At 39.7% G+C, this 25,374-nt stretch carries 22 protein-coding genes and 1 tRNA gene; all 23 read left to right on the top strand.

Translation table 11 applies throughout. The features are described 5' to 3' along the window. The first annotated feature begins 354 nt into the window (after positions 1 to 354). The 23 genes from kdsA to BEL04_RS06470 all read left to right on the top strand — a co-directional run bounded on the left by kdsA (position 355) and on the right by BEL04_RS06470 (position 25,339). The gene (gene kdsA, locus BEL04_RS06580) at positions 355 to 1,134 is read left to right on the top strand and encodes a 3-deoxy-8-phosphooctulonate synthase (protein WP_066001495.1); all 780 of its coding nucleotides are present in this window, start codon (positions 355 to 357) and stop codon (positions 1,132 to 1,134) included. A gap of 11 nt (positions 1,135 to 1,145) precedes the next feature. Then, a complete protein-coding gene (locus tag BEL04_RS06575) occupies positions 1,146 to 2,081 on the top strand; it encodes an SIS domain-containing protein (RefSeq protein WP_066001490.1) in 936 nt (311 codons plus the stop codon). A gap of 149 nt (positions 2,082 to 2,230) precedes the next feature. Continuing rightward, positions 2,231 to 4,702 (top strand): SLBB domain-containing protein, encoded by a 2,472-nt coding sequence (locus BEL04_RS06570; RefSeq protein ID WP_066001488.1) that lies wholly within the window; start codon positions 2,231 to 2,233, stop codon positions 4,700 to 4,702. A gap of 4 nt (positions 4,703 to 4,706) precedes the next feature. Further along, the gene (locus BEL04_RS06565; protein WP_066001487.1) at positions 4,707 to 5,792 is read left to right on the top strand and encodes a Wzz/FepE/Etk N-terminal domain-containing protein; all 1,086 of its coding nucleotides are present in this window, start codon (positions 4,707 to 4,709) and stop codon (positions 5,790 to 5,792) included. 37 nt (positions 5,793 to 5,829) lie between these two features. Beyond that, on the top strand, positions 5,830 to 6,819 hold the full coding sequence (rfaD, locus tag BEL04_RS06560) for an ADP-glyceromanno-heptose 6-epimerase (RefSeq protein ID WP_066001483.1): 990 nt from the start codon (positions 5,830 to 5,832) through the stop codon (positions 6,817 to 6,819). Between the two features lie 59 nt (positions 6,820 to 6,878). Then, entirely contained in the window at positions 6,879 to 7,448 is a 570-nt protein-coding gene (gene gmhA, locus BEL04_RS06555; RefSeq protein ID WP_066001482.1) for a D-sedoheptulose 7-phosphate isomerase, read from the top strand. 42 nt (positions 7,449 to 7,490) lie between these two features. After that, positions 7,491 to 8,882: a lipopolysaccharide biosynthesis protein gene (locus BEL04_RS06550; protein WP_066001481.1), complete on the top strand. Its 1,392-nt coding sequence runs from the start codon at positions 7,491 to 7,493 to the stop codon at positions 8,880 to 8,882. A gap of 114 nt (positions 8,883 to 8,996) precedes the next feature. After that, positions 8,997 to 9,920, top strand: a complete 924-nt coding sequence (locus tag BEL04_RS06545) for a bifunctional heptose 7-phosphate kinase/heptose 1-phosphate adenyltransferase (protein ID WP_066001479.1) — start codon at positions 8,997 to 8,999, stop codon at positions 9,918 to 9,920. Between the two features lie 7 nt (positions 9,921 to 9,927). After that, the gene (locus tag BEL04_RS06540; protein ID WP_066001478.1) at positions 9,928 to 10,800 is read left to right on the top strand and encodes a hypothetical protein; all 873 of its coding nucleotides are present in this window, start codon (positions 9,928 to 9,930) and stop codon (positions 10,798 to 10,800) included. Continuing rightward, complete coding sequence (locus BEL04_RS06535) at positions 10,769 to 11,794, top strand: medium chain dehydrogenase/reductase family protein (RefSeq protein WP_066001477.1); 1,026 nt, start codon at positions 10,769 to 10,771, stop codon at positions 11,792 to 11,794. The genes BEL04_RS06540 and BEL04_RS06535 overlap by 32 nt, the downstream gene beginning before the upstream one ends. Positions 11,795 to 11,841: 47 nt before the next feature. Continuing rightward, positions 11,842 to 12,744 carry a thiamine pyrophosphate-dependent dehydrogenase E1 component subunit alpha gene (locus tag BEL04_RS06530; protein WP_066001476.1) on the top strand — a complete coding sequence of 301 codons (903 nt, stop codon included), beginning with the start codon at positions 11,842 to 11,844 and terminating at the stop codon, positions 12,742 to 12,744. Next, positions 12,741 to 13,805 carry a hypothetical protein gene (locus tag BEL04_RS06525; protein ID WP_066001474.1) on the top strand — a complete coding sequence of 355 codons (1,065 nt, stop codon included), beginning with the start codon at positions 12,741 to 12,743 and terminating at the stop codon, positions 13,803 to 13,805. The genes BEL04_RS06530 and BEL04_RS06525 overlap by 4 nt, the downstream gene beginning before the upstream one ends. A gap of 37 nt (positions 13,806 to 13,842) precedes the next feature. Continuing rightward, positions 13,843 to 14,601, top strand: a complete 759-nt coding sequence (locus BEL04_RS06520) for an FkbM family methyltransferase (protein WP_066001473.1) — start codon at positions 13,843 to 13,845, stop codon at positions 14,599 to 14,601. A 125-nt stretch (positions 14,602 to 14,726) separates the two neighbouring features. Continuing rightward, a complete protein-coding gene (locus BEL04_RS06515; protein ID WP_083227786.1) occupies positions 14,727 to 15,965 on the top strand; it encodes an O-antigen ligase family protein in 1,239 nt (412 codons plus the stop codon). Between the two features lie 2 nt (positions 15,966 to 15,967). Continuing rightward, positions 15,968 to 16,789, top strand: a complete 822-nt coding sequence (locus BEL04_RS06510; protein ID WP_066001469.1) for a glycosyltransferase family 2 protein — start codon at positions 15,968 to 15,970, stop codon at positions 16,787 to 16,789. Between the two features lie 197 nt (positions 16,790 to 16,986). Beyond that, on the top strand, positions 16,987 to 17,814 hold the full coding sequence (locus BEL04_RS06505; RefSeq protein ID WP_175404005.1) for a glycosyl hydrolase: 828 nt from the start codon (positions 16,987 to 16,989) through the stop codon (positions 17,812 to 17,814). 89 nt (positions 17,815 to 17,903) lie between these two features. Continuing rightward, on the top strand, positions 17,904 to 18,947 hold the full coding sequence (locus tag BEL04_RS06500; protein WP_175404004.1) for a glycosyltransferase family 1 protein: 1,044 nt from the start codon (positions 17,904 to 17,906) through the stop codon (positions 18,945 to 18,947). A gap of 68 nt (positions 18,948 to 19,015) precedes the next feature. Beyond that, a complete protein-coding gene (locus BEL04_RS06495; RefSeq protein ID WP_066001460.1) occupies positions 19,016 to 19,975 on the top strand; it encodes a GDP-mannose 4,6-dehydratase in 960 nt (319 codons plus the stop codon). A gap of 290 nt (positions 19,976 to 20,265) precedes the next feature. Beyond that, positions 20,266 to 21,423, top strand: a complete 1,158-nt coding sequence (locus BEL04_RS06490; RefSeq protein ID WP_066001458.1) for a glycosyltransferase — start codon at positions 20,266 to 20,268, stop codon at positions 21,421 to 21,423. 43 nt (positions 21,424 to 21,466) lie between these two features. Next, positions 21,467 to 22,870, top strand: a complete 1,404-nt coding sequence (locus BEL04_RS06485) for an undecaprenyl-phosphate glucose phosphotransferase (RefSeq protein WP_066001454.1) — start codon at positions 21,467 to 21,469, stop codon at positions 22,868 to 22,870. 103 nt (positions 22,871 to 22,973) lie between these two features. Further along, positions 22,974 to 24,377, top strand: a complete 1,404-nt coding sequence (locus BEL04_RS06480) for an undecaprenyl-phosphate glucose phosphotransferase (RefSeq protein ID WP_066001452.1) — start codon at positions 22,974 to 22,976, stop codon at positions 24,375 to 24,377. Next, the gene (locus BEL04_RS06475) at positions 24,377 to 25,165 is read left to right on the top strand and encodes a helical backbone metal receptor (protein WP_066001451.1); all 789 of its coding nucleotides are present in this window, start codon (positions 24,377 to 24,379) and stop codon (positions 25,163 to 25,165) included. Before BEL04_RS06480 ends, BEL04_RS06475 begins: the two co-directional genes overlap by 1 nt. 92 nt (positions 25,166 to 25,257) lie before the next feature. After that, positions 25,258 to 25,339, top strand: a tRNA-Leu gene (locus BEL04_RS06470). Positions 25,340 to 25,374: the final 35 nt, after the last annotated feature.

The following is a 25,374-nucleotide window of genomic DNA, read 5'->3' as shown; positions in this document are numbered from 1 at the left end:
TATCATAAAGAACAAATTGGTTAGTACGGATAAATTAACAATTGATACAAATATATAATCTATAGAATTACCAGACTAATTTTTAACAATAATTTAACACATTTTTTTTCCACATATACTACATAATTAATGGTTTAACTAATCGGATTTGGTGTTTTTATACCGATTTTAACCTAAGTATTTAGTTTTTGTGCTGCGAAAGCTGTCCTCAATAAAATATAATATGGCAATAACAGGCTATAGGCAAAGTGCAAATGTTAATTAAATTTAATTGATGGTTGGTTGTGCACAGTACATTTTTCATCAAAAATTAACAATAATTTCCATCTTTGCGGGGGAATTTAATCCATAACTATGTTATTTGAGCAAATAAGCAGCGCCCCGTTTTTCATATTGGGCCCCTGCGTGATGGAAGATCAGGAGTTGTTATATACCGTTGCCGATAAGGTTGCTACCATTGGGCAAAAGTTTAACGTGCCTGTTATTTTTAAGTCATCGTTCGATAAGGCCAATCGAACTTCCATACATTCCTATCGCGGCCCGGGTATTAAAAAGGGGATGGAAATGCTGAATAACGTTAAAGAGCGTTTTGGCTTGCCCTGCACTACCGATATTCATGAGCCGGGGCAGGCAGCAATAGCCGCCCAGGTAGTTGATATATTACAGATACCGGCTTTTTTATGCCGTCAAACCGATTTATTGGTAGCTGCTGCGCAAACCGGTAAGATCGTGAATGTAAAGAAAGCTCAGTTTTTATCGGGCCAGGATATGTTTTACCCGGCTCAAAAAGTTGTTGAAGCCGGAAACAAACAGGTTATCCTTACCGAGCGCGGCAATATGTATGGTTATAATAATCTGGCTGTCGATTTCAGGAATATATATGACATGAAGCAGTTTGGCTACCCGGTATGTATGGATTGTACGCATTCGGTACAGCGGCCGGGCGGGGCAGGAGGCAAAACCGGTGGCGACCGTACCTTTGTACCCATGATGGCCATGGCTGCCAAAGCTTTTGGCGCCGACGGGTATTTTATGGAAACACACCCGGATCCGGATAACGCTTTGAGCGATGGCCCGAACATGGTTAAGCTGCACGAATTGGAAAACGTTATCGCACCTTTGTTAAACAAATAGCAGCCTGGTTAATGAAAGATATAGCCCGCCGTGTTTTTGATATTGAGATCGAGTCGCTGCTGCATGTAGCCAGTCAGCTCGATGATGAATTTGACCGTGTTATACAGGCTATATTAAAAGGTACAGGTAAGGTAATTATTACCGGTATCGGCAAATCAGGCCTGATCGGAAAAAAAATAGCAGCTACTTTATCAAGCACAGGCACGTCGAGTTTCTTTATGCATCCAGGCGAGGCTTTTCATGGCGACCTGGGTATGATCGGTGCGGACGATATCGTGATCATGATATCCTATTCGGGCGAAACTGACGAGGTTCTGAAGCTGATACCTTATCTGAAATGGAATAAAAATATACTGATCGCGCTGACAGGTAATGCCGAGTCAACCATCGCCCGCAACAGCGATTATCATTTAAATGTTAGCATAAAGCACGAAGCCTGCCCGTTAAAGCTGGCGCCTACTTCGTCGACGACTGCGGCGCTGGTTATGGGGGATGCTATTGCTGTTGCCTTGATGGAGTCGAGAGAGTTTAAAGAAACAGATTTTGCACGTTTCCATCCGGGAGGAAGCCTTGGCCGTAAGCTGGTGCTTAAAGTGAAAGATCTGATGCGTACAGATAATTTGCCCTTTATCAATACTGATGCTACGTTTACCGAGCTGGTGTTGAAAATGTCTGAAGGCAGGATAGGGATGGTCATCGTCGGGACAGGCGAAAAAGTTGAAGGTATCGTAACAGACGGCGACCTGCGCCGTGCCCTGGTACAAATTGCCGATACATCAAAACTCAATATCAGTGATATGATGAACCGTAACCCCGTTATAGTTGACGAAAACGAGTATCTCAATACTGCTGATAACCTGATGATAGATAAAAAAATAGTGACCGTCTTGGTTGGTTCGGCCCACAAGCATACGGTAAAAGGGGTTTACCAGATTTATCATAATTAGAACAAAATGCACCTTAATCGGTTTATGGTAAATTGCAAAATTTGTACAACGATTGGATATTAATTGTTAATTTCGTAAAATAAAATAAGATATTCTATCTATAAATTTAAACTGTTTTAACTCAATTGAGTCTTAACGAAAACTAAAAAATGAGATATTGCTACCGCGTCCTGATATTGCTTTTGCTTTTCATTTGCATACAAAATACCAACGCTTTATTTGCTCAGACAATTACCCCGGCCAATATCGGTACTGTAAAGGTTGATGAGCTGACCGACGCCCAGCTTTCGGAACTGATAAAACAAGCCCAGGCAACCGGGATGAGCGATGCGCAATTACGCAGCCTGGCTATCTCCAAAGGTATGTCTGAGGATGACGCTAATAAGTTGCAGACCCGTATTAATCTGTTAAGAAATAACGGCAATAATGTAAATAATAGTCAAACAGGGTCGCGCCAATTGAATTACACACCCCAAACAGCAAACAAAAACATACCGGCAGATAGCAGAGACACAAGTAAATTAAGGGTTTTTGGCGCAGACTTGTTTAACGGCAGTGACATTACGTTCGAGCCAAATCTGCGTATTGCTACCCCACAAAACTATGTTTTAGGCCCGGATGATCAGGTACTGATCGATGTAAACGGGGTAAACGTAGCCAATTGGAAATTGACTGTTTCTCCCGATGGAACTATTCAGGTACCCAACGTTGCTTTGATAAATGTTAATGGAAAAACCATCGAGCAGGCGAAGGCATTGATCAGCAATAAATTAATTGCCGCCCATTATGCCATCGGCAACGGAGCTACGTTGGCTGTTACCTTAGGTAATATACGCAGTATAAGAGTGACTATCACCGGTGAGATAACGAAGCCCGGCACTTATACGCTTTCGTCTCTTACCACACTTTTTGGAGCATTGTATGCGTCCGGAGGGCCAAATAATAATGGCTCCCTGCGGCAGATTAAACTGATCCGTGATAATCGTATTATCAGGACAGCCGACGTTTATGATTTTATATTGAAGGGGATCCAAAAGGATAACATTCGCCTGCAGGATGGCGATGTGATCAATATCCCTACCTACAAGGTACGTGTTGCGTTGGCTGGCGAAGTGAAGCATCCAGCTTTATTTGAGGTGCTGCCCGGCGAAACGCTGCGGTCGGTTATTAATTTTGCCGGAGGTTTTACGGATATTGCCTATACAGCCTCGATAAAAGCTACGCAAGTTACCGATAAAGAGCTCCGTGTAACCGATATTAGCTCTGACGATTACTCAAACTATATTCCTCTGCGTGGCGATCAATATGCAGTTGGTAAAATACTTGAACGTTTTGAGAACCGGGTGATTATTAACGGAGCGGTTTTCAGGCCCGGCCAGTTCGAACTGGATAAAGGATTGACTTTATCGCAACTAATCGCCAAGGCAGCCGGTTTAAAAGAAGATGCTTTTGCTTCAAGAGGATATATCACGCGTTTGAAACCGGACAATACTACTGAGAACATCCCTTTCGATGTTAAAGCGATTATGTCGAAAACAAGCGCTGATATTCCGTTACAGAGAGAGGATGTGGTAACCATTCCGTCTATATTTGATTTACGCGATAATTATAAGGTTACTATTAAAGGAGAGGTAAGAAAAGCAGGAGATTTTGATTATGCTGATAACATGACTATCGAAGACCTGATCGTCCGGGCCGGTGGCTTTGCCGAAGGCGCAAGCGCTAAACGCATCGAGATAGCACGTCGTATAAATAACAGCGATCCTAATCAGAAAGGTGCTCCCGTAGCTCAGGTGTTTGTTGTTGATGTGGATAGTCAGCTAAAATTTAGTACTTCATCATTCATATTGCAGCCCTTTGATGAGGTATCGGTATTTGGCTTGCCGGGTTTTGAAAAACAACGTACAGTTAAAATAGAGGGCGAAGTGTTATATCCTGGCCCATACGCTATCAGCAGCAAAAATGAAAAAATATCAAGTCTGGTAAAACGGGCCGGCGGGTTAACAGCTTATGCAGACATTGAAGGCGGTACACTAAGGCGAACCAGTGATAACGGAGGCCTCGATTCGGATAAAGGCAAGTTAGATTCGGCAATATTGAGGCAAAACCGCCTTGACAGGCTGCTGCAACTGCAAAAAACGTTTAAAGATTCGACAAACAACGTGCTCGAACAAGTTAAGAATGATAATGTGGGTATCGACCTGAAAAAAATATTAGATAATCCCGGATCCGATATCGACTTAATTTTAGAGGAGGGTGATGTACTGATAATTCCCAAACAACAACAATTGGTTAAAGTCAACGGCGAAGTATTATTTCCAAGCTCTGTAATTTATTCCAGCTCAAAATCGCTCAGAGGATATGTTGATAATGCCGGTGGCTTTTCGCCGGATGCGTTAAGACGCAGAGCTTACGTAGTTTATGCTAATGGAACGGTTAAAAGCACGCACACCTTTTTGTTTTTCAGGAGCTATCCTAAAATAAAGGCAGGCAGCCAAATCGTCGTACCGAAAAAGCCTGTTACACGGGGGTTATCGGCAGCCGAATCGGTTGGTCTGCTTGGCGGCTTAGCATCAATGGGCGCTGTGATTATTGGGATTATCAGTTTGGTTAAAAAGTAATATAATGAAAACCACTAAATTGTCGGTTGATGACTCTGCAGCGAAAGAAGAAATATCTATACACGAAATGTTATTGATGTTTAGAAACAGTTACAGATATCTGTTATCTAAGTGGTTAGCTATTGCCATTGTAAGCTTATTGGGTGCGATATCAGGATTGGCTTATAGCATTATTAAAAAGCCGACCTATACTGCCAACTGCGTTTTTGTATTGGAGGATAATAGTAAGAGTGGGTTACTCAGTCAATATGCTGGTTTAGCCTCAATGGCAGGTATAGACATTGGAGGGATAGCAGGCGGCGGGGTATTTCAGGGAGATAACATTCTCGAATTGTACAAATCGCGTACAATGATCGAAAAAACACTTTTGAATAAGGGGAACTTTAACGGGCGCGATCAGTTGCTTATCGAAAGATATATTGATTTCAACAAACTGCGACCCGGTTGGAAAAAAAGCACCGGTATCGACAACATAAGTTTTAATGGAGATCCTCAGAAATTTAGCCGTATACAGGACAGTATAGTAACCAATTTAGTAGATGTTTTTAACAAGAAGCTGCTTTCGATTGTTAAACCCGATAAAAAACTTAATATCATTAATGTATCGCTTACCACAGAGGACGAACTTTTTTCGAAGATATTTACAGAGCAGCTTGTTGAGAATGTTAACCAGTTTTATATACAAACCAAAACAAAAAAGGCTTACCAAAGCGTAGCCATACTGCAACACCAGGCCGATAGTGTAAAAAATGTTTTAGACCGGTCAATTAACGGTGTTGCCTCCGCTATGGATGCTACGCCCAGTGCCAACCCCAATCTGTTATCATTGAGGGTGCCTTCACAAAAAAGACAGGTGGATGTTCAGGCAAGCAGCGCCATGTACGCCGAGATCGTAAAGAATTTAGAATTGGCCAGGATATCTTTGCAGCAAGAAACGCCTCTGATACAAATTATCGATAAACCGGTTTTGCCATTGGAAATTAAGAAGGTAGGGAAAGTAGTAGGTGTGTTGTTGGGCATTGTAGTTGGCGCATTCGTTGCGTGTGCCTATTTTTTAGTTAAATTGATGGGGCAAGGTATCGGGATGTAAGTTTCGCGCGGCAAGCTGACGTTTTAATAAATAAAGAATGAATACGAATTTTAATAACAAAAATATCCTGATAACCGGCGGAGCCGGCTTTGTTGGCAGTAATATTGCGTTTTACCTGCAAAAAAACTACCCCGACAGCAATATTGTAGTATTCGATAAATTTCAGTCAAGCGAAAGATTCCCGTCCGGGAATCACACGGCATTAGGTCATTTTAAAAATTTGCGGAATTTTGCTCATACAGTTATTTCAGGCGATATCAATAACCCGGATGACCTGGCTTTACTGAATGCTTATTCGTGGGATTATATATTTCACCAGGCCGCCATCAGCGATACTACCGTAATGGACCAGTCTTTGGTTATCAAAACAAATACCAATACGCTTAAGTTCTTTATCGACCTTGCTGCCCGCACAGGCGCACACCTGGTATACGCGTCATCGGCAGGTACCTACGGTAATTCGGAGGCACCTAATCGGGTGGGGTATGGCGAACATCCTGAAAACGTTTACGGATTTAGCAAACTGATGATGGATAACATTACGCGCGATATAATCCCAAAAACCCCTCTGGCTAAAATTACCGGACTGCGTTACTTCAATGTGTATGGAAATGCAGAATATTACAAAGGAAAAACCGCGTCAATGATACTGCAGCTCGGCCTTCAAATGCTGTCAAATAACAAGGTGAAATTGTTTAAATATGGCGAGCAGCTCAGGGATTTTGTTTTTATTGATGATGTAGTACAGGCTAATATTAAGGCAGTCGATGGTAAGCCGGGGATTTATAATGTTGGTTATGGTAAGTCAAGGTCCTTTAATGATATTGTATCTGTTTTAAGTCAACATCTCAATAAAAAAGTTGAGGTCGAATACATTGATAACCCGTTCACTTTTTATCAGAATAATACTTGTGCTGATATCACTGCGACCAGCCAGAATTTAGGGTACCTACCTGAGTTTACACTCGAAAAAGGTATTGCCGCATATATCGACGAGATACAACGAATTCATGAACAGATAAGGTAACAGCGTTAATGCCCAAACCAACAGCTTGTTCAGCAACTTCTAACATTCTATTTTAATAAATGAGAGATATTTTAGCGGTAAAAAACGATATCCGTACACATATTCAAACTGCCCTTGCGGTAGAAGACCAGTTGCCCGAAGCTATTGCAAATGCATGTGCAATGGTCGTATCTACAGTCAAAGCAGGCAACAGAGTGTACCTTTTCGGCAACGGGGGCAGCGCAGCCGACGCGCAGCACATAGCGGCCGAGTTTACCGGGAGGTATTTGAAGGAACGCGACGGTTTACCCGCTATAGCCCTTACCACCGATACTTCGGCCATTACAGCCATTGCCAACGACTATAGTTTTGACCGGATATTTGAAAGGCAGGTGCAGGCATTGGCCCGGGAAGGCGACCTCCTTATCGGCATATCAACAAGCGGTAACAGCACTAACGTTTTAAATGCTTTACAGTATGGGCGGGCAAAAGGGTGCAAAACATTGGGCCTGTCTGGCCGCAATGGTGGTAAAATGAGCGAGTTGTGCGATATTAACATTGTCGTACCATCCGATATTACTGCTAATATTCAGGAAATGCATATTTTGATCGGCCATATTTTATGTAAGGCCATTGATGATTGCTTTTAAAGGATAAAGAATTAGGTGACCAGGGCAAACTGAATATTGATTATGAGGGTAGCGAAGCTTAATATTTTTAGTGCGAATAAGATCAAGGTTAACGAACTGAACTCCCAATCGCGCGACAAAAATATCCTGAAACAGCTTAGTACATCCATGGTATTAAAGCTGTTGTCTATCGGTCTGAGCCTTTTTTTGGTTTCTTTTTTAATCAGCAAGCTTGGCGCCGAAAAGTATGGTGTTTGGTCTACCTTGCTAACTATATTGCAATGGCTCTCACTGATGGATATAGGTATTGGCAGCGGTTTGCGCAACAAGCTGTCGGCAGCTCTTGCCAAAAACCGATTGTTCGAAGCCAAAAGATATGTATCGACAGCATACTTTGCAATGGCCATATTTGGTATAGGCGCCATCATTATCGTAACTCCATTATTTTATCTTTTTAATTGGAATAAGGTATTTAATACCCAAATAGTGAGTAACGGCGAACTGCGGATAGTTGTAATGACATTTATCTACTGCATGATCATCTATGTTGTGCTCGCATTGATCAATCAAATACTTATTGCGGTACAACGTAACTCACTGACATCCGTAATTTTGATAATCGGAAATACACTTTTTATAATATTACTGGTAGTGTTTTTTCATGGACGGCCGGTGAGTTTGATCATGACAGCCGTATTATATTCAAGCAGTCTTTTAATAGCAATCCTGATTGTTTCTGTACTATTTTTTACAGAGTACACCTATCTTAAACCTGGCATCAAATACTTTAAAAAGTCAAAAGTCTCTTCTATTCTGAATTTGGGATTGAAATTTTTCCTTATGCAGATTATAAGCATCATAGTATTTTGTACGGATAATATCATCATCTCAAACATACTCGGGCCAAAATTGGTTACCGTATATGCTGTGCCATTTTTGATATTTAATAACATAGGTTATTTAATGAATATGTTAATGACGCCTTTTTTTGCGTCGTATACAGAAGCATATACTAAAGGAGATATTGAGTGGATGCAAAAGAAGATAGAACTGATGTGCAAATTATTGATTCCTATTATATTCTTTATTTTACTTGTCGTTTACTTTTGTGATGAAATTATTAAAATATGGATAAAAGAACCAATTGTTATGCCTAAAGGATTGCCGCTGTTGATGGGAGTATATGCTATAATCTATACATGGAACAATATTTTTGCGTATGTGCTTAATGGCATAGGTAAGTTACGTCTATCTATGTACCTGTCAATTGTTACTGCTGTTATAAATATTCCGCTTGCTATATTTCTGACAATAAACATGAAGATGGGCTTAAATGGTATAGTACTCAGTAATCTGATTTGTCTTGGACTGGGGACCATTACTTCTCCGATACAGGTTTACTATTTTATTTTTTCAAAGAACAAAAATCCAAAATACGAAAGATTACTGCAATGAACATTGAAAAGCAGCCCTAACGTATTAAAAGTTTGCTGAATAGGCTATATTTGCCCACATTATTACTATAATCTCTGTTTTCTTAATAGAGTACTTTAATTGAATAATTTTTTAATGAAGAATTTTATTGTTTTAGGCGATCTTATTTTAGACAGGTTTATTTATGGCGATATAACAAGGATATCTCCGGAGGCCCCTGTTCCGGTATTAGATGTTAGGGAAGTTATTAATAGTTGTGGCGGGGCATTTAATGTACATGCGCATATTGAAAATTTACAGCATAACTCCACCTTTATTTCGGTTGTAGGGAATGATTTTGAAAAACTCCGGGATGATTTTTTCTCGGAAAAAACGAAAGATAATATACGGCTTATCGTTCAGAACGGCAGAAAAACCTCATTAAAAACGCGAATCATAGCGCTTTATAACCACAATCATCAAATACGGTTTGATGACGAAGATAGTTCTGATATATCCGCCGAGTCGGAATCGGCGATAATTGAGCTTTTAAAAAAAATGGTAAATCCTGATTCGTTCATTATTCTAAACGATTATAACAAAGGGGTAATTACCTACAATTTGGCACAAAAGGTAGTTCAGTTAGCAAAACAGGCTAACGCAAAAGTATTTGTTGACAGCAAGCGGGATGATGTGCAGCGCTTTAATTCGGTTTTTTTACTTAAACCTAATAAGCACGAGTTTAATATGATCAAGCTGCGGTACAACCTGTCGAGCGAATTTCCGGAAGAGTGTAAGGAACTGGTTAAGCTTTTGAATTTACAATACCTTGTGGTTACCTTAGGTGATAATGGCATTTTTTGTTGCAACGCAGCTTTAGAGTGTTTCTCGGTACCCAGTATTAAAACAAGAGTGAAAGAGCTTTCGGGAGCCGGCGACTCTGTATTGGCGGTAATCGCTGTTGCCCTGGCCACGGGTTCAGACATTAAAAGATCAGTTAAAATAGCCAACAATATCGCGGCTAAGTTTGTTTCAATCGGGCCGACATACCGGGCGGATATTGCAGATTTTAACGAATGATTTTTTTATGAAGGTAATTAAAGCGCTACAACGAAGGGGTAAGCATATTTTGTGGTTTTTGTTTCCGGCTTTGGTTTGGCGGTATTATAATGCCAGGTGGCGCTCTTTTAAAAATATTGTAATTGTACCACACGGCGGGCTTGGCGATATCGGGGTAATTGTACCCGCATTAAAAAAACTCGCAGGTAAATTTGATAATATATACGTTGTTTGTCACCCGGAGTACTTTAAGGCAGCACAGATATTATTTGCATTGCCTGCCAATATTCATCATATCGATTTTCCGGCACAACACCGGAAAGTTTATGAGTTAGATACTGAATTTAGCAGTACGCTGAAGGAATACGGACAGCTTATTAAGTTAGGGACGTATGATAACGATCCGATTGTAAATTATCCGGATTTGTTTTTTCTCAAATTGGGGATAGACCCTGCTTGTGTTAACGATAAATACGAAATTGATTACAATAAATTGTCGAATCCGCAGCTGGATTCTTTCATCCGGCAGATAGGCAACCAATATGTATATGTTAACTTAACAACTTCAGAAGAACTAATGGCTTTTAATTCAAAATATCCGGATAATATACCATACATATCTTACGGCGATTCGGCACTGGCGTTAGGCATTAAAACATATTCTGATATTAATGATATAAAACCTTTATCCATCCATACTTCAATCATTAATAATGTATTAACCTGTTTACGTGCCAGCCATGTGATAATTTCAGACGCGGGCTTATTTAACCTGGTTATAAAATTTGTTAATTGCCCTGCTTTAACCGTAGTTACCAGGGCGCATAATCATTCACACAATCGTTCACTATACAAATCAATCAAATTTAATGGAACAATTCAAAGCTGCAGTTTTAACTAAGCAGCATCAACCGCTTGAGATATTCAATTTAAAAGACGCCCAGGTAGCACGCGGCCAGGTTAAAGTACGGATGGAAACATCCGGATTGTGCGGTGCCCAATGGAATGAGATCAACGCTGTTAAAGGTGTTGATAATTACTTGCCACATTTAATGGGGCACGAAGGTTATGGCGAAGTTATCGAAGTAGGCGAAGACGTTAGCAGAGTTAAAGTTGGTGATTTTGTCGTACTACACTGGCGTAAAGCCTCGGGTATTGATGTGTTCGGCCCCCGCTATGAATCAGAAATCGGGTTAATCGGGTCGGGATCGGTAACCACTTTTTCCCAGATCACGGTCGTTTCGGAGAATAGGGTATCGCCCGTTGCCAAAAACGATGAACTTAGGCTGGTATACCCGTTAATTGGTTGCGCTTTGTCGACCACATGGGGTATCTTTAAAAAGGAGCTTACAATCAGCGCAAACAGCCGTATATTGATTACCGGGGCAGGCGGTCTGGGCCTGTCGTTACTTTTTTGGGCCAAGGTTTTTGGCTTCGGCCAGATTGTGATAGTTGATAAATTCTCATCAAAAAAACAATTTGTTGATAAGTTCGATGTGGATTTTCACAGCATTGAGGACGGATTTAAATTTGCCGATCTGGAAGGGAAGTTCGATGTCATTATGGATACTACCGGCGATGTAAATATCATATCATCAGGTTTTAACTTACTGGCCAAAAAAGGATCATTTGTTTTAATCGGGCAACCGCGCACCGGCGAGACGCTTAAACTGGAAGATCCGTTGAAGTTTTTTGATGGGATTAAATTATTTGCTTCTGATGGCGGCGGTTTTAACCCGGATACAGATTTTGATGAAATTGTAAAAGATGTTAACAGCAACGCGGCCCTTGCCAAAAATCTCGTATCGCACGTTATAGGGCTAGAGCAGGTTAACGAAGGTTTCGATGTTATGAAATCAGGGAAATGTTCAAGAATAATAATAGACTTTAATTAAGTATAAATATGTTAAGCACAGAATTCTCAATGAATTTGTTGTCGAAGATGGTTCAGATCAGAGCAGTTGAAGAGCTCATCGCAGACGATTTTTTTAAAAGTAAGATATTTTCGTTTTTACACCTCTCCATCGGGCAGGAAAGTTCGGCAGTAGGCGTATGCTCGGCGTTAGAGACAGATGACCTGGTAATGGGTAATCATAGATCGCATCACCATTACCTGGCTAAGGGCGGTGATTTCGACAAGATGGTGTATGAGGTATACGGCGATTCCAGAGGGTGCTGCAAAGGTTACGGGGGGTCGATGCACATGCTCGACCGGTCGGTAGGCTTTGTTGGTTCTACACCTATCCTGGGCAGTGTTGCTCCTTTAGGTACAGGTATCGGATTTTCGATCAAAGCTTCGAAAAAAAATAATATAGCTGTTGTTTTTATCGGAGATGGGGCTGCTGAAGAGGGCGCTTTTTACGAGTCTATAAACCTTGCTGCTTTAATGAACGTACCGGTGTTATTTGTAATTGAGGATAACAAGTATTCAGTTATATCAGCTCACAGCGACAGAAAAGCAAAAGATTATTCGTACCCGAAAATCATCGAGGGCCTTGGCGCCACGTATCACCGTATGGAAGCAAGGGATGTTAACGCTGTAAGCAAGCAAACGAAACTGATGAAAGAAAACATACTTGCCGATAGAAAACCGGCGGTTTTGCATTTGGATGTTGTTAGGGGTACTTACGGACACAGCGGCCCGATGAAAGAAAAAGCACCTGGTTATCGTGTCAATGATACGCCGGAATTTATTGAAGCCAACGACTGTATAACAGTTAGTAAGGATTTGCTGATCCAAAATGGTGTTGAACCGGAAAAAGTAGAAGCTTTAATTGCAAACACAATTAAAGAAACCGAGGAGAAGTTTTTAAATATTAGAAATCAAATAAAAGTTAGAATATGAATTTTGTCGAAGCGCTGAGAGAAGGCCACCTTTATCAGTTAGAAAATAACGATTCCACATATATTATTGGTTTGGGGGTAAATTATGCTAACGGTGCTGACGGCAGTACAAAAGGTTTGGCAGAATTATATCCGGACAGGGTGCTTGACGTACCTGTTTCTGAACTATCTTTCACAGGTATGGCTGTCGGCATGGCATCGCAGGGGTTAAGGCCCATAGTTCACCACGGAAGGATCGAATTCGCGATGCTTGCTTTTGATCAGATATTCACCCAGGCGTCCCGTTGGGATTATATGTTTGGTGGTAACTATCCTTGCCCGGTAGCATTACGCATTTGTATAGGCAGGCAATGGGGCAATGGCCCGCAACATACCGCAAACTACCACTCAATATTTATGCAGGCTGCCGGTTTGGATATCTTTATCCCTGCAACGCCGCTTGATGCCTACAGAGCATCAATTTACTCAACACTGATCGACAAACCTTCTGTGCTTTTAGAGCACCGCTGGCTGTATAAAACTATGGAGCAGTTTGAGTTGGGATACGACGTAACCCATGATAAATTTGAAACAGCTGCCATATACGGCGATGGAGAGGACTTTACTCTGTTAACTTATGGTGATGGGCTGGTCGAGTGCCTTAAGTTTATTGATTTTAGCAAAGAAAAATACGGATATCAAGGTAAGGTCATTTGTTTAAAATACTTCTCTGCCGACAAACGCTATTCTGAAGATACTATAAAAGCTTTACTGGCATGCAAAAACGTTGTTGCAGTCGATACCGCACCTTTTGAGGGGGGGATTCTTGCATCTTTCATCGGCTTTGCAATTACCCACAACAAGCACGAAAAAATCAATATCGAAAAATGTGCACCACCTCATCATCCTTGCCCAACTTCACCGGCGCTCGTTGGCGAATACTATCCTAATGTGAAATCTATCGCGGCGAGCCTCGCCAATTTTGGATTTGAATTTAACGAATTACCCGAATTGGTTTTTGATGACCTGCACATAGCACCCGGTTTCGATTATACTAATTATAAATTCGTTAATATTTATTAAATAGCGGAGTTTTAGTAAATAATGTAATTAATCACAGATGTCATATATAAAAAAGGTTTTAAGATTTATCCCTCGTGTAACCAACGTCATTGTTGCCGAGTTGCTTTATCCATTCAGGAAAATTAAACAAACACATACAACAAAATTAGGCGTTAAACTATCTATTAACGACCCGGTAATTAGCCGGCAGGTATTTAGAGAAATAGTTAAGGAACATTATGAGGCTGGTGAAAATGATTGCATCAGAACAACATTAGAGCCGGATGATATATATGTCGAACTTGGCTGTGGTGTTGGGTTCAACTCAATTACTGCACAGAAAATATCTAAAAATAAAGTAGTGGCGTTTGAAGCTAACCCGAAGCTGATTTCGCTCATCAAAAAAAATATGGCGTTAAACCATATCGCTTTTGATGTTCACAACGAGATAGTTGTAAGTAATGACTTTGACAAAAACGAGATAGATTTTTTTATAAAAGATGATCACCGCGAGTCTTCAATATTTAGCGAAATTGATGGGAAGCCTGCTAAAATAAAAGTCATCAAATTAAATGATTTGATAAAAAAGTATAACCCTACCTATTTTTGTGTAGATATTGAAGGCGGAGAGGTCGAAATTTTTAAAGATGTATCCTTTCTGAAAAACTCGAATATTAAGAAAATAGCGCTCGAATTCCATCCTTCAATTACAGGCGAAAAGGTAATATCGGACATAGTAAGGCGAATTTTAAACGAAGGTTTTTATTTTATTTGCGATGATTTTAACAAAAACTTTTTTTACTTCATTCGCCTTTAAAACAGGGGTTTTTTAGTTAAAATTTGAATGTTGATTAAATTTACTCATATCAGAACAGTAGCATAACGTATATAAATTCATAAAACGTATTAATGCGATCTATAGCGCTTCATTTTTAATTGTAGATGATGAAATCAATAAAAAAAGAAGCTATTGAAAACTATGCTGAATATATACTGGCTATTTTTGCCGTGTATGCCAATGGTTCATGGTTGTTTTTTGAGTATACCAATGCCGTTAAAATAGGTTTAGACCTGTTTTTATTACTGTATCTCTTTTTCCAGGTAAAAATTACAAAGACAATTGCAGTTCCAAATGCAATTGTCTTTTTTTTAGCTGTTTTTCCATTAATATCGAAGATATTTAATGTGTCATTTGACCTGTTTAATACATTCTCAATCATGATTGTGTATTTTATCCTGGGCTTTTACAACAAAAAAACGCTGCTATCTATTCTCGATAAATTTGCCCAGGTAATCTATTATTTGTCTATAATAAGTATCGTATTTGGTATCCTTTTTCTAATCAATTATTCATGGATAACACTCTTGCCGACCCATACTAACGACTTGTTTGGCGGTGCCGACACAGGTGGATATTATAACCTGTTGGTTTACACAGATAGGGTATCAAACGATTTACGGGTACAAAGTATATTTTGGGAACCCGGTGCCTGGGCTTTTAATCAGCTTTTCGCATTTTATTGGTTTTTGTTCTATAAAAGGAACAATAAGGTACTTATCGTGTTCTTAGTAAGTATTTTACTCACAGTTTCTACCAGTGGTTTTATCATGGTTTTGCTTCTGGCGCTGCAGATATTTTTATTTTCGGATGATCGGGTATTGAAAAAAAGGTTCGGCATTTGTTTAATTTCTTTAGTTTCGTTGCTTGTACTCGGAAGCGTTTATCTGGCCAGCGCAACCGATTTGGATATCGGCAACATGATTTACATACAAACCATCGATAAGCTTTTTACTCACGAAAATACACTGGCCGCCGGATCAGTCAACGATAGGGCCGAAATTACTTTAAAAGCATTTAATATTGCACTCGATCATCCCATATTTGGTATAAGCAGGCAGAGTGCCGAGAATATGTTACAGGTTACATCCTCAATTTCTGAGGTTTCGTATCAACTTGGTTTTTTATACCTGTTTGTATTTATGTATCTGTTTCGTATGGTATTTAAAAAGCTTAATTGGTTCATTTCAATCTTATTTATCATTGTGTTACTAAACGGTGAGGCATATGCAGGTGGTATTCTGTGCTCGTTTATTTTAATATACGGAGCAAAGGAAACGCGCTGGGCCGAGGTGCTTTCGTTCAAGAAACCCATAGCCGCCGTTTACCATATCAATAGCTAAAAATGAATGTATATACACAAACACCGGGCACTGATACACTTCCTCTGATATCGATAATAACTATTAATTATAACGGTGATAAATACCTTGAAGAATGTATCAGGAGCATCATATATCAGGATTATCCCAATATTGAATACATCGTTATCGACGGTGGCTCAACCGATAACTCGATAAACATCATCAATAAATACCGTGATAATATAAATGTATTTGTCTCGGAGAAAGACGAAGGAATCAGCGATGCTTTTAATAAAGGTATATTGCGGGCCAATGGCGAAATAGTTGGCATTTTAAACAGCGACGACCTGTTTGCAGATAGTGCTATAAAAGCCGTTGCAAACGCTTATTTAGCCAACAAAAAAACCGGAGGTGTATATTTTGGTGATATCAGGTATTTTAACGATGAAAAAACAATGGAATTGGTAGCCAATTCGGCCGACTTGTGGAAATACATGTCGATATTTCATCCTTCGACATTTGTCACCAAAAACGTTTATGACGAGTTTGGCGTTTACTCTAAAGAGTATAGGTACGCGATGGATTGTGAGCTTATCCATAGATTTTTGATCAATAAAGTACCTTTTATTCATATTAGCCAAACACTGGCGAATTTCAGGCTTGGCGGAACAAGCGACAAAAACTATATCAATAGTTACCGCGAATTTTATAAGTCTGTAAAAAAATATAACCCAAGCTACACGGCCAAATTATATTTTTATTGGAACATTACTAAAAAAAGGGTGCTGCATTCCGGCATCGGCGGTTTTTTAGACAGAAATAGAAGAATATTCTCTTTTCTCTTAGCCGGGAAAGCGAAGTAAATGTTTAACATAAACATATCAGGAATAGTTTGAAACGTTTAAGTATCGCGTTGTTATTGGGTGTTTGTTGCTGTGTTTTGCGGGCCGGTATAACTGCGCCCGTTACTAATCTACCAGTCAAAATTATAAAAGGTATCAACGGGCACCCGCTTAACCAGGCTACTTATATGGATATACCGCTGCAACAGCAGATCGATATGATTAAAAAGCTTGGATTTAATTACTATAGGTTTGATGTACCGGTAGACAGCAGCGGGAATATCAGAAATGAAACAAACTTTTATCAACTTGTTAAACTAAGTAAACCAGCTCATATCGGTTTGTTGCCAATGATATATATGATGGGGATGAACTTTAATGATAACAGCCAGGTATCATATAACAAAGGGCGTACCATCGGAAATGTGTTCGCACAAAAATATGGCGCTTACTTCGATTATTTTGAACTGGGGAACGAACAGGAGATAGCATTGGCTAAACCCGGTACAAGCGGGAGCTCTCCCGATGACTATGATGTTAATAAACTGGATGTTTTAGCCTCATTTTATAAAGGAATGATCGACGGTATAAAAAGCCAACGCCCAGGCGCAAAAACAATTATAAATACCGGTGGCTGGTTCCATTTTGTTTTTTTTGACCTCCTGAAAAAAAAGAATGTGAATTTTGACATTATTGGATATCATTGGTATTCGGACATGGACGAATACTCGAAAAAAGTGGGGGTGGATATTGTAAAAACAATTTCGGCACGTACAAACAAGCCCATATGGTTTACAGAAGTAAACACTGCTTTTGGTACCTTTAAAACAAGTGAAGAAGAACAAAAAAAATGGCTTGAGAGTTTTACCGGCTATTGCAGAAAATATAAAGCTGTGCAGGCTGTTTTTATTTATGAATTATTGGACGAAACTAAACTGCCTATGTCATCTGGCGGAGAAAGATTTTATGGAATAGCAAAGTGGCAGCGTAAACAATTTGCGTTAAAATTAGGCGCACGTGTAATGACCACGGCATACAAAAAATAATTGATCAAAATCAAAATAGACTAATGATATATATAAACGGGAAATTTTTGACCCAAAAACAGACTGGGTCACAGAGGTTTGCCTACGAAATGACCCGCGAACTGGTTAGTAAGTATAACGAGGGCGAAATATGTATACTGGTGCCAAACCAGCCTATTAACAGTTCATATAACGTATCAGGTTTTCCAATCAAAACCATCGGAAAATTAAAATCAGTATTTTGGGAACAAATAGACCTGCCTTATTTCTTATATAAAAACGGAAAAGAACTTTTGATCAGTTTTGTCAATACAGCTCCGCTAATCTATAAAAATCAATTTGTCTCTATTCTGGATCTGACGGTTTTTGTGAACCCTAAATGGTTTAGCAAAGCGTTTTATTATTATTACAAATTTGCTTTACCCAGGATAGCTAAAAACAGTAAGTTAATAATTACGATCAGCGAGTGTTCTAAAAATGATATTGTGAACATATTGAAAGTAGAACCCGATAAGATTGTTGTTATTTACTGCGGTGTTGCAAATGAGTTTACCAATACCGGAAGCCCATCACCGGAATGCGAAAATATTCTTAAACGCCTTGAGGTTAAAAAAAAGGGATATTTATTAGGAGTGTCTTCGTTAGAACCCAGGAAGAATTTTGTAAAGCTTGTACAAGCTTATAAAAAGCTTAATAATGATGCACTGCCACTCGTTATAGTGGGATCTGAGGGAAAGGTTTTTGCCGATCATGATCTAAAAGAAATGATCACTGATTCGCCCAATATTAAATTAACAGGATATATTACCGACGTTGAATTAGCGTATCTCTATCGCTCCGCTTTTTGTTTTATCTATCCATCACTGTATGAGGGCTTTGGCATGCCGCCCCTTGAAGCAATGGCATCCGGTTGCCCAACTATAGTATCTGATACCTCAAGCCTTCCTGAAGTATGTGGCGATGCGAGTTTGTATGTTAACCCCTACGACGTTGACTTGCTTACAGAGGCCATGATCAGGCTTCACGAAGATCCGCAACTGAGAGCCGGGCTAATTGAGAAGGGGGCCGGTCAATACAAAAAATTCTCCTGGAAAAAATCTGGCGATGCTTTGGAAAAAATTATTAATGATTTCAGATATCAGAGTTATATTTGACCAAACTAATGTTATAATTACCTGATATCAGATTTCTTTGCTCATTATTACATGATTAACTTTTTGAAATGAAAATAGCCTGCATATCCGGCATCACAGGTCAAGACGGGCCTTATTTGGCAAAATTACTATTAAGCGAAGGATATACAGTGGTGGGACTTACCCGGAGCTACAATAATGTTAATTTTAATAATTTTAAATACCTCGACATAGATGGGCAGATTAAAATTGAAGAGTGCGATCTGCTTGATTTTTCGAGTATTATCAAAATATTGATTAAATACAGCCCGAGCGAATTTTATAATCTGGGGGCACAAAGTTCGGTTGGTATGTCATTTGAGCAGCCGATCGGGACCATTACTTACAACACACAATCGTTGCTGAATATATTAGAGAGCATCCGGCTTTTAAAACTGGATACCCGGGTTTACCAGGCCTCAAGCAGCGAGATGTTTGGCAAAGTAACAAATCTGCCGGTTACTGAAGTCACGCCACTCCATCCGCTTAGCCCATATGCCATATCGAAGGCCTCGGCATATTGGATAGGGATCAATTATCGCGAATCTTACGATATATATTGCACTAACGGCGTGTTATTTAACCATGAATCTTACCTAAGAAGCTCCAATTTTTTTGTTAAAAAAGTAATCAAGACCTCGTTAGATATTAAGCATGGCCGCGCCGATTTTTTGCGGGTAGGCAATATAGATATCAAAAGAGATTTTGGCTATGCCCCCGATTATGTTAGAGCAATGTGGCTATCATTGCAGCAAGATAAAGCTAACGATTATATCATCTGCTCGGGCACGTCGATTTATTTACGCGAAATTATAACGTTTGTGTTTGATCTGCTTAAGATACCAGCTGACAAACTGGTTGAAGACAAAGAATTATTCAGACCAACAGATATCGAAGACATGTACGGAGATAACAGTAAAGCGAAAAGATTGCTCAAATGGGATTATTCAAAATCGTTTTTTGAAGTTTTAGAATTATTGGTTAGTGAAGAGTTAAAAAACTACAAATAATGTTTTATCCATATATCGAGTCATTACAATAAATGTAACTCGAGCCGGATAGTATAGCTACTGCAAAAAAGCCTGTTTAGCACCTCTATTGGTTTGTGCGGTTTTTCATGAACATCCCCAGATGATATGATTTTTTAATTAGGATAAAAAACTCTAATCTTGTACATTGATTGCCGGCAGTTTTACATGCCTTGATTTGTTACAAAGTACAATAAGGCAAATGTTCTGATCTGCATTGTAGTAAATAAAGGAGAGGGATACAGGTCAGCATTTACACTATTGATTTATAAATGAAAATTGCAATTGTTCATGATGATTTGATGAGGCGGGGTGGTGCGGAGCAGGTGGCCCTTAGTATGTTAAAGGCATTTCCTGAAGCCGATTTCTATACCATGTGTTATGATCCGGAAAGCACCTATCCCGAATATAAAAACTATAAGATACATACCTCGCTTTTTCAAAAAATAGCAAAAAACGCATCTGTTATGAAGAAGCTGTTTTTTCCTTTTGGCATTTGGGCGATGAAAGCTTTAAAGGTAAAAGGTTATGATGTTGTAATTATCTCAACAACCTTTTGCTCTAAATATGTTAAAGTTGATCAGCAATCAATCGTAATTAATTACACCTATACACCCTTCAGGTTAGCCTGGAACCCCACAAGTTATGATCAATATAACCAATCAAGGGGGATATCAAGGTGGATTTTCGACATAGTCATTAAATATTTAAGATATAGCGATGCCAAAGCAGCAAAAAGGGCAAATTATTTTGTCGCCATGACACCCGAAACCTCACAACGCATACGCGACGCATATCAGGTTACCGGCGAGATTGCAATAATCAGACCCGATGTGAAGTGCCGGAATTTTTATCTTTCTGATAAACCTAAGACCTATTATTTATTGGTGTCGCGCCTTGAGCCATACAAAAGGGTTGATCTGTGTATAGAGGTGTTCAATAAGCTGGGTTTAAATATTATCATAGTGGGTACAGGTACCAAAGCCAAAGAGCTAAAGGCAATGGCCAACAGTAATATCGAGTTTAGGAGTGGTTTATCGAGTGCAGAGCTCGCAGATTTGTATGCTAATTGTAAGGCATTTATTTTTCCGCAGCATGAAGATTATGGTATTACACCATTGGAGGCAAATGCATCTGGCCGACCCGTTATTGCTTACGAGAAAGGCGGCGTATTATCGACTATGATACCTTATGTTAACGACGCCTCAAAAGCAACTGCAGTTTTTTTTAGTGAACAAACTGTTCAATCGTTGTCGGAGGCAATTACTAAATGTGAACAATTGGAGTTCGACCCGGCTTTTGTTCGCAACCACGCAGAGAAATTTGATGAGTCGGTTTTTATAGATCAACTCCAGAGCTTTGTCAGTAAAAAATGCAAAAACCTGTCTGACGAGGTTGAAAGCCTGGCAGGCATAAATATAACAACCTGAGGCGCATTAATTTTTCCCATAAAATGAGAAAAATATAGAGCATATGATTACACGATACTCAAATTTTTTAAAGAGCGTAAATTTAGTATTTGACTATTTGATCCTGAATGCATCGCTGATCATTACTTACTTCGAGGTCGATAAATCTGGTATTTCGTGGACCGTTAATAAACAATATCTGCCAATTGTTCTGTCAATCAACCTCATCTGGCTGCTGTCTACCAATATAACCGGTTTATACGAGTATGTGTTAAACAATAATTCTGTAAAAACCTTTCAGGCAGTTTATAAAACTTACATACTATTTATATGCTTCATTTTTGTGTCGGTTGTTATCATCATAGGCACTAACTTTTATTTTATAACCAGGCCCTACCTTTATTATTCGATGATTTTGTTTGGCTTTTTGATAGGTGTCTGGAAGACAATCTTCCTCCTTATCAGAAGGAGTAACAGGACGTTGATTAGCGACACCATTAATGTGGTAATAGTTGGCGCACGGCAATCAGGATTTGAATTACAGCGATTTTTTTCAGAAAACCCCTTTCGGGGATATAAATTACTTGGTTTCTTTGATGATGATATAAGCAGGCTAAGTAATAAAAAACTGTACCTGGGTAATAACGACGATTTTAAGGACTACATAAGCAACAACAAAGTCGACGAAATATTTTGTGCCCTTCCCACTGCCGAGCATTCAACTATACAACGGCTTATGCTTTGTGCCGACAAAAATCTGATACGTTTCCGGATCGTTCCGGAGTATCATGAATACTTGAACAAGCCTACTTATTTGCAAAGTTTTGGAAGTATACCCGTAATTGCAGTGAGAGAAGAACCTCTTGAAAACAGGTTTAACCAGCTGGTAAAGCGGTTGTTCGATATTTTTTTCTCTTTATTTGTTATAGTTTTTATTCTTTCGTGGCTATTGCCGATACTGGCAATTATAATCAAACTGGAGTCGAGAGGTCCTGTGTTTTTTGTACAACAACGTCCGGGCCTATATCATAAACCCTTTAAATGCTATAAATTCAGGAGCATGAAAATCAACCGGGATGCTGATACTATCCAGGCCACAAAGGACGACTCGCGCATTACCAGGGTTGGCGCTTTTCTTCGAAAAACAAGCCTCGATGAATTACCTCAATTCTTTAATACGTTAATTGGCAATATGTCTGTGGTAGGGCCGCGTCCAAATATGATGATCCACACCGAACAATATGCCGAGCTTATCGACAAGTTTATGGTGCGGCATTTTTTAAAACCAGGAATTACCGGTTGGGCCCAGGTAAATGGTTTCAGGGGCGAAACAAAAACAACCCAGGCGATGGAAAAAAGGGTTGAAGCTGATGTGTGGTATCTCGAAAACTGGTCGTTTTTTTTAGATATTCAGATCATTGTCCTCACGCTATGGAATATTTTAAAAGGTGAAGAGAACGCATTTTAGGAAATATCCGAAAGATGGCTCTTCTTCCCGATTGCTCTTTTTTTTGATTAGGCCACAAAATAATGCTATTTTAGCTTACTCTTAATTTCGCTGTAGGTTCTATATGGTTAATAAGTACTCAACATTTTTTAAGGCAATAAATCTTTTTGTTGATTACGTACTTCTTAACATAGCAATGTTGACGGTTTATATCTATCTGGATAAACCAACCACTATCTTTTTAAACAATAAACAATACCTGCCTGTAGTTCTGGTATTCAATCTGATATGGTTACTGTCGGCCAATATTACCGGTTTGTATGAGCATGTGCTTAATAAAGACTCGGTAAAAACATTCCGTAATGTATTTCAAACCTATCTGTTGTTTTTAAGCCTTATTTGTATCACTATCCTGATCGTAATCGGCACAAAACGATATTTTATTACCCGCTCGTACCTGTTCTATTCAATCGCATTATTCGGTTTTTTATTAGGTTCATGGAAAGTAGTTTTCCTGTACATCCGGCGAAGAGGGCGGGGCATGCTGAAAGATGCGCGAAATGTGATTATCGTAGGGGCAGGCCGGGCAGGCCACGAACTACGGACTTATTTTAAACACAACCCTTTTGGGGGATACAATCTGCTTGGATTCTTTGATGATGATCCCGTACGGGTAACCGAGAAAGGGCTCTATCTGGGCAATACGCAATATTGCATGGAGTATGTGCTTAATAACAAGGTTGACGAAATATACTGTGCATTACCTTACTCACAACATGATGTGATAGAACGGCTGATGATTGATGCCGACAAAAATTTAATACGTTTTAAAATAGTTCCCGAGTATCACGAATACATCAAAAAGCATACTTTTTTACAAACTTTCGGAAATATCCCTATCATCTCGATCCGGCCCGAGCCGTTAGAAAACCTGCTCAACCGCGGTATTAAAAGAGGATTCGATATTGGATTTTCAATTTTTGTGATCCTATTTATATTCAGCTGGTTGTTTCCGTTGCTGGCAATACTGATTAAACTCGAAAGTAAGGGCCCCGTGCTCTTTGTTCAGAAAAGGTCCGGACGCGATAACAGCCCGTTTAACTGTTATAAGTTCAGGAGTATGTATGTGAATAAACATTCGGATACATTACAAGCTACCAAGGGCGACTCGCGCATTACCAGGCTCGGCACCTTTTTAAGAAGGACCAGCATCGACGAGTTACCACAGTTTTTTAATGTGCTAAGCGGCCACATGTCAATAGTAGGGCCGAGGCCGCACATGATAAGCCATACCGAACAGTACTCTGAACTGATCGATAAATTTATGGTACGCCACTTTCTGAAACCAGGCATTACCGGCTGGGCGCAGGTAAATGGCCTGCGTGGCGAAACCCGCACTACCGAAGCCATGCTCGAGCGTGTTGAAGCCGATGTGTGGTATCTCGAAAACTGGTCGTTTGTGCTGGATATCAAAATTATTTTCCTGACCGTATGGAACTCTGTTAGGGGCGATAAACATGCGTTTTAATGGTGCGCAGCTTTACTGATCAGCTGGGGCGCCAGGTGCAAATAAATTATCCGCCGCAACGTATTATTTCATTGGTGCCTTCGCAAACTGAGCTGTTGTTCGACCTGGGTTTACAGGCTAATATCGTCGGCATAACCAAATTTTGTAACCATCCGGCCAGCCTTGTAAAAACTATAGCGAAAGCAGGAGGAACCAAGCAACTCAATTTTGATACCATCCAAAATCTTAAACCCGATTTGATTATTGGTAACAAGGAAGAAAATGAGCGTACACAAATAGAGGCGCTGATGCATAGTTACCCCGTTTGGATGAGCGACATAGCGACATTAACTGGTGCTTTGCAAATGATAACAGCCGTGGGGCTGATAACAGGCACACAAAGCAGCGCCGACGGGATCGTTGGCCGGATATTGACCGGTTTTGATCAGTTTGAACCCTTAAACAAGCCAATGACGGTTGTTTACCTCATCTGGCAAAAGCCTTTTATGGTTGCCGGAAGAGGTACCTTTATCGATGACATGCTTAAACGCTGTGGCTTTGTCAATGCTGTTAAACAGGACCGTTACCCGGAGCTATCGGCTGAAGATATACAAAACTCACAGGCGGATATTGTGCTTCTTTCTTCGGAGCCGTATCCTTTTAACAAAAAGCACATCGCGCAATTTCAGGCCTTATTACCCGATAGCAAAGTGCTGTTGGTTGATGGTGAAATGTTTTCGTGGTATGGCAGCAGGTTATTGCATGCTGCCAGTTATTTTAAACAACTGATAAACGATATAGCGTTTTAGAGCTAGTAGCCAAATAATTTGAAAAAATTGATCCTTACATTTCTGTATTTACAATTTTAGCTTACCTTTGCAGTCCTGTAAAAAACCAACAAGCGGAAGTGGCGTAATTGGTAGCCGCACCAGACTTAGGATCTGGCGCCGCGAGGCGTGGGGGTTCGAGTCCCTTCTTCCGCACTTCTTAAAAAGCCGTTAACTTATTTTAGTTAATG

Source organism: Mucilaginibacter sp. PPCGB 2223 (assembly GCF_001705515.1).
Taxonomy (GTDB): domain Bacteria; phylum Bacteroidota; class Bacteroidia; order Sphingobacteriales; family Sphingobacteriaceae; genus Mucilaginibacter.
This window is presented reverse-complemented; position numbering and strand designations above follow the sequence as displayed.

Excerpts from the sequence above, each read along its gene's own strand:
- BEL04_RS06525 (WP_066001474.1), top strand. The coding sequence starts at position 12,741 with ATGAATTTTGTCGAAGCGCTGAGAGAAGGCCACCTTTATCAGTTAGAA.
- BEL04_RS06500 (WP_175404004.1), top strand. The coding sequence starts at position 17,904 with ATGACCCGCGAACTGGTTAGTAAGTATAACGAGGGCGAAATATGTATA.
- BEL04_RS06530 (WP_066001476.1), top strand. The coding sequence starts at position 11,842 with ATGGTTCAGATCAGAGCAGTTGAAGAGCTCATCGCAGACGATTTTTTT.
- BEL04_RS06520 (WP_066001473.1), top strand. The coding sequence starts at position 13,843 with ATGTCATATATAAAAAAGGTTTTAAGATTTATCCCTCGTGTAACCAAC.
- BEL04_RS06490 (WP_066001458.1), top strand. The coding sequence starts at position 20,266 with ATGAAAATTGCAATTGTTCATGATGATTTGATGAGGCGGGGTGGTGCG.
- kdsA (WP_066001495.1), top strand. The coding sequence starts at position 355 with ATGTTATTTGAGCAAATAAGCAGCGCCCCGTTTTTCATATTGGGCCCC.
- BEL04_RS06545 (WP_066001479.1), top strand. The coding sequence starts at position 8,997 with ATGAAGAATTTTATTGTTTTAGGCGATCTTATTTTAGACAGGTTTATT.
- BEL04_RS06575 (WP_066001490.1), top strand. The coding sequence starts at position 1,146 with ATGAAAGATATAGCCCGCCGTGTTTTTGATATTGAGATCGAGTCGCTG.
- BEL04_RS06535 (WP_066001477.1), top strand. The coding sequence starts at position 10,769 with ATGGAACAATTCAAAGCTGCAGTTTTAACTAAGCAGCATCAACCGCTT.
- BEL04_RS06505 (WP_175404005.1), top strand. The coding sequence starts at position 16,987 with ATGATTAAAAAGCTTGGATTTAATTACTATAGGTTTGATGTACCGGTA.
- BEL04_RS06480 (WP_066001452.1), top strand. The coding sequence starts at position 22,974 with ATGGTTAATAAGTACTCAACATTTTTTAAGGCAATAAATCTTTTTGTT.
- BEL04_RS06540 (WP_066001478.1), top strand. The coding sequence starts at position 9,928 with ATGAAGGTAATTAAAGCGCTACAACGAAGGGGTAAGCATATTTTGTGG.
- BEL04_RS06550 (WP_066001481.1), top strand. The coding sequence starts at position 7,491 with ATGAGGGTAGCGAAGCTTAATATTTTTAGTGCGAATAAGATCAAGGTT.
- BEL04_RS06485 (WP_066001454.1), top strand. The coding sequence starts at position 21,467 with ATGATTACACGATACTCAAATTTTTTAAAGAGCGTAAATTTAGTATTT.
- rfaD (WP_066001483.1), top strand. The coding sequence starts at position 5,830 with ATGAATACGAATTTTAATAACAAAAATATCCTGATAACCGGCGGAGCC.
- BEL04_RS06475 (WP_066001451.1), top strand. The coding sequence starts at position 24,377 with ATGGTGCGCAGCTTTACTGATCAGCTGGGGCGCCAGGTGCAAATAAAT.
- BEL04_RS06510 (WP_066001469.1), top strand. The coding sequence starts at position 15,968 with ATGAATGTATATACACAAACACCGGGCACTGATACACTTCCTCTGATA.
- BEL04_RS06565 (WP_066001487.1), top strand. The coding sequence starts at position 4,707 with ATGAAAACCACTAAATTGTCGGTTGATGACTCTGCAGCGAAAGAAGAA.
- BEL04_RS06495 (WP_066001460.1), top strand. The coding sequence starts at position 19,016 with ATGAAAATAGCCTGCATATCCGGCATCACAGGTCAAGACGGGCCTTAT.
- BEL04_RS06515 (WP_083227786.1), top strand. The coding sequence starts at position 14,727 with ATGATGAAATCAATAAAAAAAGAAGCTATTGAAAACTATGCTGAATAT.
- BEL04_RS06570 (WP_066001488.1), top strand. The coding sequence starts at position 2,231 with ATGAGATATTGCTACCGCGTCCTGATATTGCTTTTGCTTTTCATTTGC.
- gmhA (WP_066001482.1), top strand. The coding sequence starts at position 6,879 with ATGAGAGATATTTTAGCGGTAAAAAACGATATCCGTACACATATTCAA.